This window comes from Photobacterium phosphoreum (assembly GCF_002954725.1).
GTDB classification, from domain to species: Bacteria; Pseudomonadota; Gammaproteobacteria; order Enterobacterales; family Vibrionaceae; genus Photobacterium; species Photobacterium phosphoreum.
In genome coordinates, this window is record NZ_MSCQ01000001.1 from 2,444,056 (window position 1) to 2,463,574 (window position 19,519).

The 19,519-nt window shown below is 40.5% G+C and carries 17 protein-coding genes; all 17 read right to left on the reverse strand.

Features of this window, described 5'->3' with window-relative positions:
• Positions 1 to 108: 108 nt before the first annotated feature.
• Positions 109 to 4,143 carry a DUF6701 domain-containing protein gene (locus BTO21_RS10740; RefSeq protein ID WP_045030065.1) on the reverse strand — a complete coding sequence of 1,345 codons (4,035 nt, stop codon included), beginning with the start codon at positions 4,141 to 4,143 and terminating at the stop codon, positions 109 to 111.
• Positions 4,140 to 4,571 carry a pilus assembly PilX N-terminal domain-containing protein gene (locus BTO21_RS10745; protein WP_045030063.1) on the reverse strand — a complete coding sequence of 144 codons (432 nt, stop codon included), beginning with the start codon at positions 4,569 to 4,571 and terminating at the stop codon, positions 4,140 to 4,142. Before BTO21_RS10745 ends, BTO21_RS10740 begins: the two co-directional genes overlap by 4 nt.
• Entirely contained in the window at positions 4,561 to 5,328 is a 768-nt protein-coding gene (locus BTO21_RS10750) for a PilW family protein (RefSeq protein WP_045030062.1), read from the reverse strand. Before BTO21_RS10750 ends, BTO21_RS10745 begins: the two co-directional genes overlap by 11 nt.
• Positions 5,328 to 5,930: a type IV pilus modification PilV family protein gene (locus tag BTO21_RS10755; protein WP_045030061.1), complete on the reverse strand. Its 603-nt coding sequence runs from the start codon at positions 5,928 to 5,930 to the stop codon at positions 5,328 to 5,330. Before BTO21_RS10755 ends, BTO21_RS10750 begins: the two co-directional genes overlap by 1 nt.
• The gene (locus BTO21_RS10760; protein ID WP_045030060.1) at positions 5,927 to 6,385 is read right to left on the reverse strand and encodes a type II secretion system protein; all 459 of its coding nucleotides are present in this window, start codon (positions 6,383 to 6,385) and stop codon (positions 5,927 to 5,929) included. Before BTO21_RS10760 ends, BTO21_RS10755 begins: the two co-directional genes overlap by 4 nt.
• A gap of 68 nt (positions 6,386 to 6,453) precedes the next feature.
• The gene (locus BTO21_RS10765) at positions 6,454 to 6,939 is read right to left on the reverse strand and encodes a type II secretion system protein (RefSeq protein ID WP_045030058.1); all 486 of its coding nucleotides are present in this window, start codon (positions 6,937 to 6,939) and stop codon (positions 6,454 to 6,456) included.
• Between the two features lie 66 nt (positions 6,940 to 7,005).
• Positions 7,006 to 7,467 carry a type II secretion system protein gene (locus tag BTO21_RS10770; protein ID WP_045030056.1) on the reverse strand — a complete coding sequence of 154 codons (462 nt, stop codon included), beginning with the start codon at positions 7,465 to 7,467 and terminating at the stop codon, positions 7,006 to 7,008.
• A 3-nt stretch (positions 7,468 to 7,470) separates the two neighbouring features.
• On the reverse strand, positions 7,471 to 8,073 hold the full coding sequence (locus BTO21_RS10775) for a prepilin-type N-terminal cleavage/methylation domain-containing protein (RefSeq protein ID WP_239997982.1): 603 nt from the start codon (positions 8,071 to 8,073) through the stop codon (positions 7,471 to 7,473).
• Positions 8,074 to 8,311: 238 nt separating this feature from the next.
• Positions 8,312 to 9,532 (reverse strand): type II secretion system F family protein, encoded by a 1,221-nt coding sequence (locus BTO21_RS10780; RefSeq protein WP_045030054.1) that lies wholly within the window; start codon positions 9,530 to 9,532, stop codon positions 8,312 to 8,314.
• Positions 9,519 to 11,255 (reverse strand): GspE/PulE family protein, encoded by a 1,737-nt coding sequence (locus BTO21_RS10785; RefSeq protein ID WP_045030052.1) that lies wholly within the window; start codon positions 11,253 to 11,255, stop codon positions 9,519 to 9,521. Before BTO21_RS10785 ends, BTO21_RS10780 begins: the two co-directional genes overlap by 14 nt.
• Positions 11,256 to 11,258: 3 nt before the next feature.
• The gene (locus BTO21_RS10790) at positions 11,259 to 12,419 is read right to left on the reverse strand and encodes a tetratricopeptide repeat protein (RefSeq protein ID WP_045030050.1); all 1,161 of its coding nucleotides are present in this window, start codon (positions 12,417 to 12,419) and stop codon (positions 11,259 to 11,261) included.
• Positions 12,416 to 13,264, reverse strand: coding sequence for an ExeA family protein (locus BTO21_RS10795; RefSeq protein WP_045030048.1), 849 nt, complete (start codon positions 13,262 to 13,264; stop codon positions 12,416 to 12,418). The genes BTO21_RS10790 and BTO21_RS10795 overlap by 4 nt, the downstream gene beginning before the upstream one ends.
• Before the next feature lie 3 nt (positions 13,265 to 13,267).
• Positions 13,268 to 14,905, reverse strand: coding sequence for a pilus (MSHA type) biogenesis protein MshL (gene mshL / locus BTO21_RS10800; protein WP_045030046.1), 1,638 nt, complete (start codon positions 14,903 to 14,905; stop codon positions 13,268 to 13,270).
• A 14-nt stretch (positions 14,906 to 14,919) separates the two neighbouring features.
• A complete protein-coding gene (locus tag BTO21_RS10805) occupies positions 14,920 to 15,243 on the reverse strand; it encodes a hypothetical protein (protein ID WP_052672672.1) in 324 nt (107 codons plus the stop codon).
• Positions 15,236 to 15,874 carry a hypothetical protein gene (locus tag BTO21_RS10810; RefSeq protein WP_045030045.1) on the reverse strand — a complete coding sequence of 213 codons (639 nt, stop codon included), beginning with the start codon at positions 15,872 to 15,874 and terminating at the stop codon, positions 15,236 to 15,238. Before BTO21_RS10810 ends, BTO21_RS10805 begins: the two co-directional genes overlap by 8 nt.
• Positions 15,874 to 17,343, reverse strand: a complete 1,470-nt coding sequence (locus BTO21_RS10815) for a PilN domain-containing protein (protein WP_045030043.1) — start codon at positions 17,341 to 17,343, stop codon at positions 15,874 to 15,876. The genes BTO21_RS10810 and BTO21_RS10815 overlap by 1 nt, the downstream gene beginning before the upstream one ends.
• A 145-nt stretch (positions 17,344 to 17,488) precedes the next feature.
• Entirely contained in the window at positions 17,489 to 19,423 is a 1,935-nt protein-coding gene (gene csrD, locus BTO21_RS10820) for an RNase E specificity factor CsrD (RefSeq protein WP_045030041.1), read from the reverse strand.
• Between the last annotated feature and the right edge of the window lie 96 nt (positions 19,424 to 19,519).

The following is a 19,519-nucleotide window of genomic DNA, read 5'->3' on the forward strand; positions in this document are numbered from 1 at the left end:
TTCCTGCAAGCGTTAAAAAATCGTAAATTGCGCTCAATGTATCAAGTGCTACCAAGTGAAACAAGATATGGATCGCTAAACCGCGTCTAGACACGCAATTTATTTACTCTATGGGTTGATTGAGGCATTTTCCGAACGATAAATGATTCTATCATTACCACGGTAATTACCAAAGGTTACCAAGCCTGACGGATCCTCGTCACCAATTCCACGCCAGTTAAATGTCAGCCATGGTTGATTAACATTTTCATTCTCAGTGCAACCAATATTAGTCGCAGGCTGAGCCGCTATTCGTAGCCAAAACCGCAATTGTTGTTTGATATAAGCTTCATTTTCATCAATACCGGGTAATACCTGTAACGAATAATTCTTACCTTGTAATACGTTATTGGTGATTGCGCTTAAACTGGCTTTAGCGTGAGGTTTAGAGGTATAGATAATTTGCTTACATGACCACTGACTATTAAAGTGTGAACGACTGTCATCAGTATTAATCGTAAACTGATCACTATTCCAATATTCAACTTTTAGCGGCATGGTTAACGGTTGATCAAATACGCCACTGGCATCATCTAACACCATCCTCCCATAACGACTATCAACCCAACCATTAAGTGGTGCAGTTAATACCTGTGATTGATTATAGCGTTGCAATGGCTGAGTTTTATTCGCAAAATCAGTACACCCTAACTTTGAACACTGAGATCGAGACTCGACTGATAGCCCTAAGCCAATCTTAAATGGACCATCAGCAGTGGTCACAGTTGCAACTAATTGATTATTTTGTTTCGGTAAGCGTGTAAATGCTAGTTTACCATCACGAAGAGTAAGCTGTGCTTGTTGCCAATCGTGCTGCCAGCCAGCAACTAAATTAGATTGATCAAGCCGCGCACTGACATCATTTAATTGTCTATTTTGATTAAGATCGACCGCGGTTAATAGCAAACTCTCTTTTAACTGAGGGGCAAATTTACCGTAATTTAGCGTTGCTTCACCAGCCGCATTTTGCGCTTCAATTATCGCATTAGCAGTAAAGGTTTGATCCATATAAGTGAATGGGGATGATTCAGTATGGGCATTGATGATAGCACTGTCTTTAATAACAAACTGTTTTGGATAAAAACGCCCAATGGCGCGCTGACTCGGGTTTATCTTCATACCGAGATAACTATCAGCTGTAATTGCTAACTTGACACTACCAACCTCACTCCAACGCAAATCATCAAAAATCATTGCCGTATTATCATGAGAATCACTATTTTGTTGACGAGTAATACCACTTAACTCACCACTGTGACCATTTTGGGGCGTATCAATGCCAACAACAGAGGCCGTTACTGTTGCAACTGGCGCGTCTTTAGCAAGAAAGTTGGGCGTAATCGGTCGCTGACAATATTTATCATTGCTAACATCAATAGCATTATTTACCTTATCACCCGGCTGCCATTGCAGCGGCTTAGCTCGCATAATAAAAGCATCCCCAGCAGCGACTAAACCATCACCACTATTTGCCGTTCCAGTAAAACTATCGTTAGCTTGAGGACACATCGCAAATGTCCATGGGCGCGAATGTACACTCGCTTCGCCCACCAACCCTTGCGGAAGATCTGTGGTTTTAAGTTGATTAGTTTTAGTTGTTATAAGCTCACAGTAGTCACTGGTACAGGTTTTATCTTTGACCACTAAATTAACACTTCCGGCGTCACGATAACGCATTCGAATAGCATCAGAGATACCGTTGGTAAAATTGACCTTTAATGACGATAACTCATCGCCCCCCCTCACCGCACCAACATGATATTGACTTTGAGACGGTGCTAGATAACGAGTATCAAACTCAAGTTGCTTGACACCACTATATTGAGTAATAACAGCATCATTAATATTGGGTTGATTAGCACAAGCAACCGCTTTAACCGTTACAGAAAATGGCTGACCAGCAATAATATTGTTGTTATTAGGAGTTACGCTGAACCCACCCGGAATGAAACTGTATTCCCCGACCGGCTTATCACCTGCCATATCAGCAATCGATGCAGTAACAGTTACCGTTTCTGCACCATTGGGTTGTAACCAAATAACACTCCTTGAGTCACTATTTTTCAGCACAAAAGTTGAGGTTCCAACACCAAATGAGGTCGCATTATTAAGCCCAACATTACGCGCCCATTTACCGCCAGTAGAAGAGCTAATACTAAATGAGATATCGCCGTTAAAATCAGAATCAGCAGCGCCAACTTTCGAGACTAAAAAGGTTATTTCCTGAGGTTCACACAAGGTTGAGGTTGCAACAATAGGGGTAATTGCTAATTGATATTCAGGCTGGGCTTCAAAGCACGTACTTTGACCAATAATTTCAGTTTGAATATAATTAACATCCCCTGTCATAATCAAGTTAGGTGCTGTTACTGCACCAGTAACTCGCGTTATTTTTGTATTATTACCAATTTTTGTATTATTACCATTAGACAAGAATAAATTACGTTCTGAATAGATTAACGCCGTAACTTGAGTACCTGCATTTAAATCAACCCACTCATGCAGAATATCTTGGCTAGGTTTTAAATCATGAACAAATATTAATAAATCATCGGCTTTTTTAGATTCTGAAGATAATGACGAATTATTCAGCGTCATCGTTTTCACATGTACAACAGATCCTGAAGGGAATACAATATTTTTATTACTTAAATTAATGGTATTAAACCAAAATATTTGTTTACTACCAAAGTCACGTTGTTCAGATAAATTGCCATCATCCACTTGAGGCCATAAATCTAATTTTAATTTCGAAGCATAAAGATTTTCATTTTCACCTATAGGCTGACAAGATTTACCATTACAAAAATCATTTATATTACTGTAAAAGCCACTCGTATTTTTAACTGTTTCAAAACCAATATAACGTTTACTATTTATAAGTGCAGCGCCTGTTATATTAAGTTTATGACTCCCCTCAAACTTACCTTTAGAATCTTGCCACGTTTGTACTGGCCCTGGAAATACGTCACACACTTCTTCAGCAACACGGCGTTGAAAAGCCATAAAGCCCACTTCTTCATTGGCATGCGCACGTTCAGGCTGGTTATTTTCATTAAGATCTTCATCATTAACAAAACTGACTTTCAACCGCTGAGCTGCTGCATCAGTTTCTACCTGACACAAACGCACCCAACCGCCATTGGAGCCAAAACGCGAATTTTTAGACGCCATAAATAAAATTGGATTCTGACTCTGATCAGAAAAATCGAAATTGGTATTATTTAGTGTAGTAAATCCCTTACATTGTTCTAATACAGGCTGAGTAATTAGCGCATTGCCACTATAATCATCTTTTAATGTATTTGGGGTTTCAGCGGAGCCCAATGCGAATTGTAATCCACGATGAAAGCCGCTCCCTTCAACCAATAAATAAGCCACAGTTACTTTTTTATGCAGTACCGCACCAGTTTCTGAACTATCAACACCTAAATAAAAATCACCAAAATTATTATTACTATGATTGTTATTACGTATCATTAATGGCGTAAACCAATTTTTTTCAACATCGTCATCAGTTGGAATTGCAGCAGTAGTCGGCTGAATTTCCGCCATAGCCCCTGGGCTCTTAAATTGTGGTGGCAAAGGAATTGAAATCAGTTTGCCACTTTTCACTAACTGTTCCGCACTATTTTTTTGTAATTTTTGATTTTTATAAAGGCTTTTAATACCGCCCTCAAGATTATGACGGATCTCTTTTTTACCCGCGAGAATTCGACCTTTATGACCTAAAGCTATTTCGCCTTCTTCCATAGCGAAGTAAGCGATCTTCATCATTGGTATTTTATATAGCTCAAGCTCTATTTTATCGCTAATAACTGGATATATCTGCCGTACTTTAAAAGCATATTTTTCCGCTGTTTTTTTATAGATTGCAGTTACTTTTAGTGTTGATGGCGCGTCTAATCCATTATTAGTAATGGTAGGCATTAAAAAAACTAACGGTTTACGGGTAAAGTTTTTTTCTAAAATGATTTCACAGTCACTCTCAATGCAGCCATTTTTATTAGTGACCTGATACTGACCAAAATCAAATACTGGCTCGCTAGCGACATTAAAGCTCACTAACAACAAATAACAGCTTAGAATAATTGCAAATTTCATTGTACCAATCCCTTAACCCATACTTGTTGTTGGCGAGTGACTTGATATTGCCCACTGCCACAACGTCCTGTACTACGCAGTTGAATTCTACGCTTTGCATCATCGTTAGCCACAAACTCATCACATTCCACGCTGACCTTACAGCCATCAAAATCCACCAGCGGGATCTGATGAGAAATAACATCACAAGTTAACATTTGATTAGGATCACCAATTGGAAATAATTTATTAAGACTGATCTCAATCCCACTGTGAGCCGCAAACCATGCTCGGGTACCTAATATTTCTTGAGTAGTTGTAACGGTTTGAGATGCGTTAATTTTGATCATCGCGGCAGCCATCATCGACATCACCGTAATAATAAAAATAGCCACCACTAAGGCGCTGCCTGTTTGTGAACGTAATGAAACAGCAGAATTACGGCGCATTCATCACCTGTACAGTATGGTTATAACGGCTCGACTCACCATTGCGAGTAAAAGTGAACTGCCAAGCCACTAATGCACTACGCGCAAGAGCAGCATTATCAAGTTCAAACGTAGACAGACTAGTATCTAGATATTGGGCAAGTAATACAGGGGGTGATTGAGTGCCCATATTATCAATTGTGGTGCGGGTCAGACTATTATCCTCAATGCAAAACTTAACACTGTGGGTATAGGTGTAAAAACGCTGTGCTAATGAACCACTTCTAAAGCTATGTTGACCATCAAGTTCAAACTGCCACTGATTAGCGGCTATTCCTTTATTTATTGCCGTCACTTTAGCAACTTGATCACTAATAACATCAAAATCTTGCGGTTTATGGGGGTTAATCACTACCATCATATTAGTTTCAAATATTGGCGCTGAGGTCTGAGTAAGAAACCCCGAAATAACATCAATATGAGTTAAGCTTGGATTAACATAATCACCACTGTATTGAATCGGTCGAAAAGCTAAACAATGACCATTTTCATCATCTGTCACCTCAAGACTGTTTGGCACTGCATCACGTAATTCACGCGCAACTCGCTCAACCGCAAATCGGGCTTGGGATTGTAATTGTTCCCGGTCGCGAGTTTGCAAATAACCCTCAGTACCAAGACTGACAAAGCGACCAATACCGATAGTAATAAATGCCATCACCACGATCACCATGATCAATTCGATCAATGTAAATCCTTGCGAGTGCCGCGATAACATTAATAGTTGCCTCGATACGCTGCAAATTGATAACGTCCATAGCGACCGCTATCAATCACCATATTGATCCGTTTATAATTATGCGGGGCTACCACCGCCGTTGTTGGATTGGGGAAATTAGTTAAATTATTATCGTAAAAAACAGTAACCGTTACCGTAAAATGACTGTAGTCATCAGCAATGACATCACCCACTGCATTACTTAGTTCACGTCCATTACCATTTTTACAATTAGCACTCTTTCCTTGCCAACAACCAATATAATCATCAACCGTTGCAAACTGTTGTCTATCTATAGGTGACGTTAAACTTATAGAACAAGGATTACGGATCACCTTACCTTGTAAGTCTTGGGTATCATCACAGCGGATCTGCTCACCATTATCATCACTGTTAGCATCAAATTTTCGCGCTAAAATTTCAGTCATCATCGCATTGGCTAATGCCGCAGCACGGGCTTGATAATGCGGCTCAGCTGATAATGCAATTTGGGGCAATAAAAAACGGCTTAAAATAACCATCGCCACCGCAAAAATGACAATCGTAATAATCATTTCAATCAGCGTAAATCCACGCTGAACATGATGAACCAAGCACTTCATAAACAAGCCCCAGTATGAATATAACCCTGCTGATTAATACACATTTTTGCCTGATTGTTATTATTAGCAGTAAAGGTGATCTCACAGCCTGATCCCGTCATACACTGACGTTCACCTTGTGGATTAAATGGCTGACCGAGTAAATTAAAACCAAGAAAATGATTCGGGGTAATAGTGACCTGATCGTTTGCTGTCGTAAGATAATTGGTGGGATTTTGCTGGGTAGCACAACCAAATAACGATTCGGTGATGGTTAAAGTGGCACAGGCTAACTGTTGCTGCTGCATCGCGCTAATTTGAATTTGACGGGCAATTGAGATTGCTTGATCACGCATAAGCTCAGCACTAAAGCTTGAGCGAGAGGCATAGCGACTGGCGGCAGTGACAGAGATAATTGCCAATACAATGATCACCATCACCAATTCAATTAAGGTGAATCCCTGTTGTCGCGCCACAGCGTTAACCTTTAGTGATGATTATTTAATGATGCTATTTCGAATAAAAACAGCATCATTAATGATCGCTATTTCGTCAATGATTGAACTGAAGACTCACAACCTTTGCCTAGTTTAACAACCGTTGTCGCCGCCGCGGTACTTGTTGCTTGAGTATAAGTTACAACACATATAGTCGCATCATTAGCATTACTTTGATAGGTGTATGAAATTTTGTTGTTCGCTGGTGTTCCTGCTACTTTCCAGTCATTCTTAAGACCAGAAACCACAGCCGATAATGCTGCTGATGTTGCAACAGGGTAACCATATGCAGTCGGAATATCATCAACACCTACACCAGCCGCAGCGTCTTTATTCTCAATCCCCTTAATCGCAGCCTTGCCATACGTAATACCAGCGGCACCTTCGATTGCCCCCTTTAAGCCTTTCAATGATGACGCGCGCGCATCATCTTGTAAATTCAAAAATTTAGGGGCAGCTGTCACAGCTAAAATACCCAAAATAACAATCACTACCACTAATTCAATTAATGTAAAACCATTTTGACGTTGCATAACTTAGTCCTTTTTCCTATGTAGATTCACTTCAACACGACTTTAAGTCGGAATGTAAATAAATAATTAATTAGATGGAGAAGTACATCCATTACCAAGCTTAACAACTGTTGTTGCTGCAGCTTTACTCGTTGCTTGAGTGTAAGTCACAATACACTCACTCATATTTAAATTACCTTTATATGTATAAGTAACTAAATCATCGTTTTTTATCTCAACTTGCTGCCAATCATTATCTAAACCCATAACTATAGATTCTAGATTCCCCTCAAGTACCCTCGGGTAACCATAAGATGTATAAACATTATCGATAGAACTCTGCGGTGCTAATTCGGCTCCCGCAATTGCAGCTTTACCGTAGACAATACCTGCTGCACCATCAATCGCGCCTTTTAAGCCTTGCAGTGATGACGCACGCGCATCGTCTTGCAAGTTCAAAAACTTAGGGGCTGCTGTAACGGCAAGAATACCCAAAATAACAATCACCACCACCAATTCAATTAATGTAAAACCGGTTTGACGTTGCATAATTTAGTCCTTTTTCTTATGTAGATTCACTTCAACCCGGCCTTGAGCCGGGATGTAAGTAAATGAATGCCCGGCAGTCACATTAATTGCGCCTGAGCGATTGCTGTTAGCTGATGCTAACTGATAATATCGACACAATTTATCAGTCTGCTGACCTTCAACTGTGGCGAAAAAAACATACTTCCCCGTTGCAGCATCAGCCATTAATGCCGTTACCGATGGTGGGATTTGTAATAAGTTAACCATTAAATCAACACAATCTTGAACCGTTAACTGCTCAACATCAGAAGTGGTACTTACTAACAATCCAAATGGATACCCTATTACCCCCGAGCGTTGAGTTATTGCTGGGGTTAATTTAAAAACGCTACCATCATAATTAACAATATTATTATCAGCCGTTCTCGGTCGACCATCAGCTTCCCATTGTGATCGCGCAGAAATAACCGCCGTCGCGAAATTACCACTAATTGTTTCAATAGCGGCTTGTTTAGCTTGGTGGATAATATTAATAAATAACGGTAAAGCAGTAGCTGTTAATAGTCCGATAACGACAATAACAATAACCAATTCAATAAATGAGAAACCTTTAGGTCGGATTGACACTGGTTATTCCTAACAATATAAACTGTCAAAAAACTATCGTCATATTTTCTCATTTCGTCAAAAAAACACCAGCAATATTTTGTAACTAATTAATAATAAAAAAGATTAATACCAATTAAGATTGATATAATTCTTTTAGGGTATTTCACAGGTAATGTAATTAACAATAATAAAGAGATCGTTAATATAACTATTAATATCAATGGTCTTTAAATATATTGATTGTAATTTATAAATATCACCCAGAATTGGCGACATCTAACATCCCCCACATCGGTAAAAATATACCAAGAGCCAGTAATAACACCATTGCCGATACCACTAATAATAATATCGGTTCAATGCGTGCGGTTAAGGTTGTTAAGTCATAATCAACTTCACGATCATAAAAATCAGCCGCTTCTAATAATAAATCATCAATCTGACCGGTTTCTTCACCCACCGCGATCATCTGCAATACTAACGGTGTAAAAATTTCTGTCGCCGCAGCTGTGGTAGTAATGCTACTGCCACTTTCAATTCCTAGTTTCATTTCCAGCAACCGTTGCTCTAAAAATTGATTATCCAGTGCTTCTGCGGCCATTTTTAACGCTTGATTTAACGGTAAACCAGCACGTACCATTAAGGCAAAAGTACGAGAAAAACGCGCCATTAGAGCTCGATTGATAATGCTACCCACAATCGGTACGCGTAATCGCCATAAATCCCACCGCAATTGTCCAGTGGCAGTATTGCGCCACAGACGAACCCCAACCCAAGTTGCTATGCCAAAAATAATCATTAGTGGCCAATAATCAACAAACACGTTTGAGGTTGTAATTAACACTTTGGTTGGCCATGGTAAATCCACGCCAAACCGAGCAAACATGCCTGAAAACTGAGGGATCACTTGGGTATTTAGCACCACCATAGCGAGTCCAATCGCAATCATGACAAACATCGGGTAACGCATTGCCGATTTAATCTGGCGGCGAGTATCCATTTCTTGCTGATAGTAATTCGCCAGCTGCAATAGCGTTTGATCCAAACGACCGGTATTTTCACCAACATGGATCATTGATACAAATAAATCAGAAAAAACCCGCGGATGCTGCTTCATTGCTGTTGATAACGAGTGCCCATTAGTTAACTCAATGGCAACTATCGCTAAGGTTGAGCGTAATAATGGATGACTAGCACTTTGTTCTAACCCCTTAAATGCGCGTAATAATGGTACTCCCGCTTTTGTGAGGCTATATAACTGCCGACAAAAAATCACCAACACTTCAAGTGGTAACGGTTGTTGCCATAAGGAATTAAATGATAATGATGAGCCGTTATCTGTCACCAGTTTAATCTCTAATGGGATAATACCTTGGCGTAATAATTGATCTGTCGCCGCTGATTGCGTTACGGCTTCCAGCTGACCCCGTTGAATATGACCTTGTGCGCTTCGACCGCGATAATTAAAGCGTTTCATTAGTCGCTAACCCAACCCGATAATCATCAAAATCACCTTCAGCTAAGATCATCACTTCATCTAAACTGGTGATCCCCGCTAAAGCCAGTGCTAACGCTGATTCAACTAATGGCTTGTAACCTTTACTTTCGCGTGCTATTTGACTAAATAACACCGCATTATTATTGCGTAATGCGTCCATCATCGGTTGATCAATCTCTAATAACTCAAATACTCCAACACGCCCTTTATAACCCGTGAAGTTACAACTTTGACAACCTTGCCCACATTTAAAAACACTATAATCATCACCCAGATGACGAGCACGTAACCAAAGTTGTTGTTCATCTTCTAATACTGCAACACTTGAGCAATCACGGCACACACGACGAACTAATCGCTGCGCTAATACAGCTCTTACAGCACTTGCTACTAAGTAGCCTGGCGCTTGCATATCGATCATACGTAACGCACTATCAATCGCATTATTGGTATGTAATGTAGAGAGAACTAGATGTCCGGTTAAGGCTGCCCGTAATCCAATCTCGACTGTTTCTTGATCTCGCATTTCACCAACCAAAATCACATCGGGATCTTGACGCAAAAAAGTCCGTAAAATAGATGAAAAGTTCAGCCCAATTTTATTATTCACCTGTACCTGATTCACTCGAGGTAAGCGATATTCAACCGGATCTTCTGCGGTAATTAACTTTTTACCCGGCTTATTTAGCTCATTAAGTGCGCCATACAATGTGGTGGTTTTCCCCGAGCCTGTCGGTCCGGTTACTAAAATCATCCCATGTGGGCGTTTTAATTGTCGTCGCACTCGCAATAAAAGATCCGCAGGCATTCCAACATGATCTAAATCGAGAATGCCTGCTGATTGATCCAACAATCGCATTACCACCGATTCGCCATATTGCACCGGCATTGTCGAGACACGAATATCGACCGAATGATCGCGAACCTTAATATTAAAACGTCCATCTTGAGGCAGGCGTTTTTCTGAAATATCTAGCTCACTCATTAGTTTAAGACGTAATACTAATGCTGCCGCGACACTTTTTTCATTGAGTAATGTTTCATGAAGAACGCCATCAATACGTTGTCGAATCCGCAATACATCTTCATCGGGTTCAATATGAATATCAGATGCCCCCACTTGCAACGCATCTTCAAACAATGAATTGATCAGCTTTACCACTGTCATTTCATCATTATCCTGATCATCAAACCCAAACCCATAATGTTGTTGAGTTTGATGCTCTGCGTTAAGTTGTTCAGCAAACGAGGCTATTTCTTTGGTGCGACGATAATAACGATCAAAAGCGGTGATCAACTGCCGCTCTGGTGCAATCACAAACTCGACTTGATAGTTATGTAATTGGTTAAGCAGCGCTTCTTGCATCGCCAAATCGGCAGGATCACTCATGGCAACCCGTATTACCTCACCGCGGCGGCTAATCACTAAAGCGCGTAACCGGCGCGCGTGAACTTCTGATAGTAAGTTCACTACGTCACTATCAACCACAATTCGCGTCAAATCGACCAACGGAATCGCTAATTGTTGCGCTAAAAATTGCAACAACTGCTGTTCACTAAGAAATCCCATTCCAATCAGCGTATCACCTAATTTACGTCCCGTAATTTGCTGCTGATGAAGGGCTTGATCCAACTGCTGCTGCGCAATAACATGATCATCAACCAACAGATCACCTAAACGTTTACGTAATCGAATTTGCATCTGTTAGCTCCTTTGAGGTTGTAATGCCGTTATGCGTTGTTGAATAAATTGTTGTGATGCCACCGATATCCCACCATGCATGAGCCCATTACGATAAGAAACTAATGCTGACGTCAATTGCTGACTCCGTTCTTGAGCAATGGCTAATCCTAACCACCAGCGACCATCAGTTGCATCTTGTTGTAATAATTGTTGATAGCTTATCAGTGCTAAAGCTGTGTTATTTAACTGCTGAGCAAGTGCTGCCCGCATTGCTAGAAAGGCCACTGAATCAACCTTTAATGGCTGTTCTAATACCGTTAATGCTGCTTGAGGTTGATTTTCATTAACTAATAATTTGGCTAACGTTAATCGCAATTCGGCATCGTGTGGTTGTTGCTGTAACCCTTGCTGTAACATCGCTACTGCTTGGCGGTTATCACCACGACCATAATATAATGCGGCCAGTTTTTGACGAGCAACAATCCACTGAGGACGATATTTTAATGCGGCTTCAAGATGAATAATCGCTTGGCGGCTATTGGCTTGACGCAATGCTTTTTCAGCTTTATGGTATTCAACCTCAGCCAATTGCGATGGTGTTAACGCCACCGTTTGAATAGATAAACGGCTTGGTAATGGCTTGAGATCGACAGTAGCTTTCACCTTTTTTGGCTGCTCAACAGCCACATTTTTCACTTGTTGCTGTTCGATTAATGCTTGTTGATAGCCACTGTCATAACCTTGTTCATAGGAACTGGCGAGTTCTTGTTCCATCTCAACCGTTTCAATCGCTGCTTCAGCAACGGGCATTGCAGCCAAATCTACTGGCTCAGAATCAATTAACGGTGAACTAGCCGCTACGGGTATTACAACAGGAGGTAACACTACCTTTTTTACTGGAGGCGTTTCTTTGGGTACAACTATGACGGGTAATGAACTCTTGGCTGGCAAGGTTACCGTTGATGATGAGATTGACGTTATAGCAGCAAGCGCCACAGTAGATTGACGCCAATAATGCCCCCCAACCACCAAGCCAATAAGCAGCAAGATTATCATCACAACAACACTGTAGTTACCGCGCTTGTTCGGTAACGGTGTGATTGTCGCAGCTTGTAATACTGTTGTGGCATCATCGGGTTGCTGCTGTGCTAAAGCACTCAAACGGCGATTTAACTCACTCATAAATATCTCCATCCCAACCATCGCCACCACAACCGACTTGATTGTCGAGCCGCAACAGTATCAGCAATCGCTATATTAATGTCTTGCTGATAAATACAATCACGCTGTTGGCTACAGGCCACTAATAATGCTTTATGTGCTAATTGATTAATCAATCTTGGAATGCCACCACTCGCAAACCAAATAGCCCGCGCTTGTGCAATGGAAAATAGCGCAGAACAACGTCCCGCTAATAACATTCGATGCTCAATATAAGCCACAGCTTCGGCCTCCGTTAACGGTAATAAAATCGCTCGTAACGTTATTCGCTGTTGCAATTGACGTAACTGATAATGTGCTAAGCGTTGATCTAATTCGGGTTGACCAATTAATACAATGTGGAGTAATTTTTCAGATTCAGTCTCAAGGTTACCTAACAAACGAATCATTTCTAATGCATCATCGGCTAATGCTTGCGCCTCATCAATCACCACCACTACTGCGCGTCCATTGGCTTTACGCTGCAATAATTGTTCATGAATATCAACCGTAAGTCGATATCGATCAACTGCGATCTGGATCCCTAATTCATACGCTAACGCCACCTGCAATGTTATTCCGCATTGGGCTGGTGTCGGTAAATACACTAAATCATATTGTGGTGGTAACCGATTGATTAACATTCGACAAATGAGGGTTTTCCCCGTACCAACCTCACCTGACAGCTGCATAATACCATCGCCCATTGCTAGCCCTGCCAATAGCGTATCAATGGCTGTGATGTGAGTTGGTAAGGCATGAAATAAGGCGGTATTCGGTGTTAATGAAAACGGCGCTGAATGGAGCCCAAAATGTGATAAATACATCCGTTACTTATCTTCTGGAAACCATTCATCAACCAGTGCCCGTGAGCGTTCGATCTCTTTTTGCCAGGTTTGATCACTGATCACGGTTGGCTTTAATAAAATCACCAATTCAGTTTTTTGCTTCACTTTATTAATATTGCGAAACAAATTTCCCACCACCGGAATATCACCCAGCAAGGGTACTTTAGATACTTGATCTGTCATCACGGTTTTCATCAAACCACCAATCACCACCACATCACCACTACGAGCATGAATAATTGAATCCGATTCACGAATGGTACTTTTAGCTAATGGCAATTGATAAATACCAAATTTTTCACCCAGATCAACACTCTTGACCTCGTTTTTAATATCAACAACGGCAGGATGGACATGTAATAACACTCCGCCTTGATCATCAATTTGCGGTGTCACATCCAATGAGATCCCTGAAAAGAATGGCGTTAACTCAATATCAGGAGCAGCTGTACTGTTATCACCTGAAACATTACTACTGGATACATTAGTTACAAAATATTCATCGCCACCAACTTTGATCACTGCTTTTTGATTATTAGCGGCGGTTACACGAGGACTTGAGAGTACATTAAGATCACCTTGGGTTTCCAGAAAACTTAACACCGAAGTGAAATTACCATCACTAATGGTAATATTGGTTTGACCGCCTAACAGGTCTGAAATAGCGTTTCCACCGGGTAAAGCAGCAATTGCCGCAGTATTGACGATGGGGGTTGTTCCCACCACAATATCGGTGCCACCAATACTACGGGTGATATTTTGCCAGTTAATACCCTGCTGATAGCTATCATTAAGCGTCACTTCCATGATCTTGGCTTCTAATATCACCTGACGTACTAACCGCTGCTGTGAAATCCCCAAAAATTGTTTTACTTCACGCAATTCATTGGGAAAGGCACGCACAGAAATCAAACCCGCTTGCGGTGATATCATCACATTACGGCCTTCACCGTGACCGATCATGCCGCGAACCACTTTTTCTAGCTGTTGCCAAAAGTCACTTTCCGAACTGGTTTTAATCGTCGTACCGCCGGTTGTGGTACTGACATCCTCAGAAACATTGACCTCATCATTTGCAGATGTTGAATTATTAGTATTGGCAATTGAACCGGTTGTAATTGATGTTAATGACACCCCTTGACGCTGAAGGTGCAAATAATCAACAGGAATAATATCGGTGCGTAAAGTGGCGGGAAACACCTGAATAATATTACCTTTACGAGTGGTGCTATAACCATAAACATCATCAACAACATCCAACACGTCATCAAGAGTGACATCTTTTAACTGTAAGCTAATTAAGCCACTCACATTAGGATGGATCACGATATTAAAAGGCGTTCCTTGAACTAAACTCGAAAAGAAGGCATTGGCATCAACATTACGGGCATTAACTCGAAACCGTTTCTCTAACGTTTGAGATGACTGGAAATCATTACTGTTCAATGCTGGCATCAAATCAGCATTAACCGCAGCAGGTAATTCAAATACAGGTCGACTAACCGCATCATTAGCAGCTTGGTTAAGCGCTTGTTTAATTGCAACAGGCGACTGATGCCCCATTTGAGTTGAACAGCCGACTAACGAAGTAATCATTGCACCAAGTATGATTCGTTGCATATTTTTACGTACCTTCACTGCTTAATATCTGCGGTAAATAGCGACAATTGCCACTGTTTTTGATTGCGAGTTAATATTACTGAGCTGTCATTTATCTGACTGACTCTATAACCTTTTATATGACTACCCACCGTCACCGTATGACCATTTAAGGTGGCACGACAACGATGATTATCACAAATAACACTTTGTAACTGCGGTAATCTCGGTGTTGAAATGATTGCTGGCGATGTTTTTTTTTGCCATCCTAAAGGAGCAGTAGGATCTTGCTGTGCCTGTACAGTTACAGCAAAAAATAAACAACTAAGCACTGATCCTGCCACAATATATTTAACCACCAATGAAGTCCTTACTTTCACTTAACGTATATAACTCAAGCTCAATTTTTGCCCATGGATATTGCATCACTTGATAGTTCAAATTGCGCCAATAATAATTAACAGGTAACGCCTCAAGCTGAGTTAAATAACGAATAACATCAAAATATTGTCCTTCAAATATCATCCGTACAGGGTGAATATAATAGCCTTGCTCATTGCCACTCATTAGTTGAGCTGCGGGCAACGACACAATACTTTGTAAGCGTAACGTTTTGCTATGACGTAATACTTGCTCAAGAATATGTGGCATTTGTGTCGGCGAAATTAAGCGGCCTATTTTTTGTTGAAGCAGTTGTACTAATAGGGCATTTTTCTCGGTCAATTGAGCAATTTTAACTTCAACCTCTTTATTGGGATCTTGGGCTAATTGACGTTGTAAGACAGTAATTTTATTACGCGTAGCAACCACATCATTATTAAGCGTCTGCACCTGATTAGTTTGGCTTTGCAAATATAACCATTGAGGTTCAAGCACCATAAATACCCCGATAAAGCTAATCGCAATCCAACCTGAAACAGTAATTAGCCATTGTTCTCGCACTGACAAATTAGCAAATTTTTGCTGACATTCAAGCCACGTTATCTTCATTAATTTGCCTCTTGCATACGTTGAGCTTGCAATGTGAACGTGATTTGATTGCTGTCGTTTCGATCAATATCAAGTAACTGAAATCGGCGCTCTGCTAAGGTAGAATAACGATTAAAGGTACCTAACCAACGTGGGACCGCATCAGGAGAACGAGCAACACCGTTAAGATCCATCGCATGGCCTGAAATTGAAATACGTTCAATCGCAATATTGTTTGAGGCTGCGGTAGCAAGTTGCGTTAATACCTGACCATAACCCACCATTAAACTTGCGTCATGATTAGCAACGGCCTTTAATGTCGCTTGTTTAGCGATAATTTCTTGTTCTAATGTACTAACTTGCTGTTGTTTTATCGGACTAACAATATGGAGTAATAATTGTTTTTGAGTCAGTGTTAATTGACTTTGTGCCGTAGTTAACTGTGCTTTATTGGTCACTAATTCAGGCACTAACTGACGTGATTTAAAAGAATAAACACCACTGATTACGCCAATTAATACCACTAATACCAACCAACTCGCGACCATGTTATTAAGGCTTAGCCATTGTCGTTTGGGTTGCAGATGTTGTGAATAAAGATTAATTGCAGACGAAAACCCTTGCTTAAGCCCAGCCCAAGCAACACGTGTTCCCGTAGATGTTAATAAGCTCAATGAAGGTTCAACCGCCTGAACCATAACAGTTAGCCGTTCATTTAATGCCAATGCTAATTGTTGGTTATTGTCATTATCACAACTAATTAATAGCTGACTAATTGGATCATCACGTAATTGCGCACTCAGAAAATCTAACGACCGTTGCAGTTCTAACGCTAAACTATCAAGCTGCAAGGCTTGAATATTAGAGCTTGGTTCTGAAACTAAAGGGACATCAAACCCTCGCAATTGACGTTGAAAAAAGAGTTTATTCTGACTAAATGCGGTTAATTGTAAATTACCATTACCATAGCGATGAACCACTAATTGACTGCGATTTTCAACCGTGAATTCACTCCAAACAACACTTTCAACAGTCATGCAACCAACAATGCACCCTGCAGTTTGGCAAGCTGATACAATTTTATTTAGTTGTTGACGAGTGCTAACAAACACCTGTAACCGATCGTTATGTAAACTACTAAAACCATCTGCAACAATATCTTCAGGCGCTTCATTGACTAAATCTTTAACCAGATAAGGTAAAGCGAGTGTCAGCTCATCGCCACTTAACTCTGGTTTATCAATCAATAAACTTTGGTATAAACCCTGCCCTAAAACAACCGCAAGTTGACTACCAGTAAGTTGATGCTTGGCGATCAACATTTCAATGACACTTGGCCACTCAGAGGTCGAGGTGATTGACACAGAATCAACAATAACATCAGCTTCATTTTCAACAGCTACAACAACCGCATCAGAAAATAGACTAATAGCAGCATTCAATGAAGGATTTTTACGTAATAAAAACGAAGAAAATACGCGTTGGATCATGAGCAAACAAACCAAAAGTAAGAGCAAAATAACAACGCGCACTTTAGGTAAAGTATTCCTACTTCACAATATTAATGTATTAAATGTCAGATCCACATCACTTTAAATGATAACTATCATATTAATATGTTCAACATAATCTCTTTTAAGGATTGTGATCGTGTATTATTGGCAGCTCAGCAACAAACAAACGCCCTTGCGCCGCAACCACCCCAAGCTGTTGTAACACCCGCCATTCCTTGTTAGTTTCTACTCCAACCGCAATCACTTGAGCATCGCTATTCGCACACGCACCGAGCATACTTCTAACAAATAATTGATTTTCTTGGCGCTGATGAATATCCCGTACTAAACCACGATGTAATTTAATATAATCCGCTTTAATGTCTTTAATGTAGTAAGTACTAACAATCGTCCTGCCCGCTTTTGAAACAACAAGCTTGCAACCAAGACCGCTTAACATTCGTAATACTGGTCGTATCGCATCCAGATGTTTAACCAACATACTTTCTAATACTTCAAACAATAACCGATTTAATACCGGACGCGGTAATTGCAATAACTCATATCGAAGCCATTTAACAAATTTTTTATCACGTAAACTAATGGTCGTAATATTAACCGCATAACTATTATCAGCAGATTGCTGTTTAAGTAATACTAGAGTTTGACTAATCACAGCCCGATCAAAACGTACCGAATAACCCACTTGCTCTACCGCTGACATAAAATTAGAGGCTTTAATAATGTCACCATTATCATCCCTAATACGCGCCAATAAGGCATAACTCATTATTTGTTCATCGGCCGCCATAATAATAGGCTGTTGATATAATAGTGGCCCACCTTGCGTTAACGTTTTATCAATCAAGGTCCGCCAGCGTACATTTCCGCGTGATTTGTCCCATTGATGATCTTTGTTAAAGCTATTCCAATTATTAGCCCCTTGTAACTGTGAGCTACGCAAAGCAGTATCGACTTCATCCATAATGCGCCCACGGCGATCACCACCATGAAAATAAGTTACGCCAATATGACACCAATTATCTTTTTCCATCGGTGGCGGAGGCGATAAACGCTCAACGGCATTCAATAATTGATGAGTAAACAGTTTAATTTCTTTGGCTGGTTGTTGCGGAATGAGAATGGCGAATTCAGCATCAAAATAACGCGCTAATACAGTATCAGGGAAACGCTGAATAAAATTAGAGAGGATCACACTAATGTCTTGTAACAATTCATCAGCAATACTTCTTCCTTGCTGAGCACACATTTCATCCCAATCACTTAAACGTAATAAGATCACCGCGCCGTGACTGTCTTGATCTTGCACCATCGACTGCAACCGACTATCAAATAAGACTCTATTTGCCGTGCCTGTGAGTTGATCTAAGAAAGTGTGCGTACGAATAAAAGTATCAAACCGACTGCGTTCTTGGCGAGCATCTTTAAGTTCGCTAATCAATTGATCAAGGGCTAAACTCGCCGTTGCAGGCCACTCATAATCATTGCCTTCAGCGTATTGTTCAACCCGACCCGCTAAAATCATTCGCCCACGCTCTTCTAATAATTCAGAGCCATATAATTGCGTACGTAACCAATGCACACCACGAATTAAGCCCAAGATGACAATCAATATCGCCAATGTAATTGAAGACATCGCACCAAGAGAGTAGGTAAATTCACTATAAAGAGGAATGGCTGCAATCGTTACTTGGTAGCCTGAGTGTGTCGGCAGTAAATATTGATGATGATAGATAATATTAGGATCAGGAACGATTTGGTTACCTTTAAAACCAAATAGTTGCTTATCACCATCTTTAATCGTTAATGTCACCACATTACTCGCTTTGAGTAACGTCGGCAGCCAACGAGATAACGCTTGAGATCCTTGAGGCTCGGAGAGTTCTTGATCAATAACACTAACAACACCATCAAGATAATGCACTAATGAGTCTTGACCGAGTTTACGAAAACTCAATGCACCACCAATAAAAATTACTAAAATTGCGCAAATCACGATAATCGTTACAAAGGCAACTAAGCGATTTGTTAACTTCATCCTTGAGGCTTTTCTCATATCATCCTTACTTCATATAAGCCATTAATAGTAATACTTAAATCATCAAAACGATCTTAATCATTTTTTCCTCACTAAGCATACGCTACATTAGAC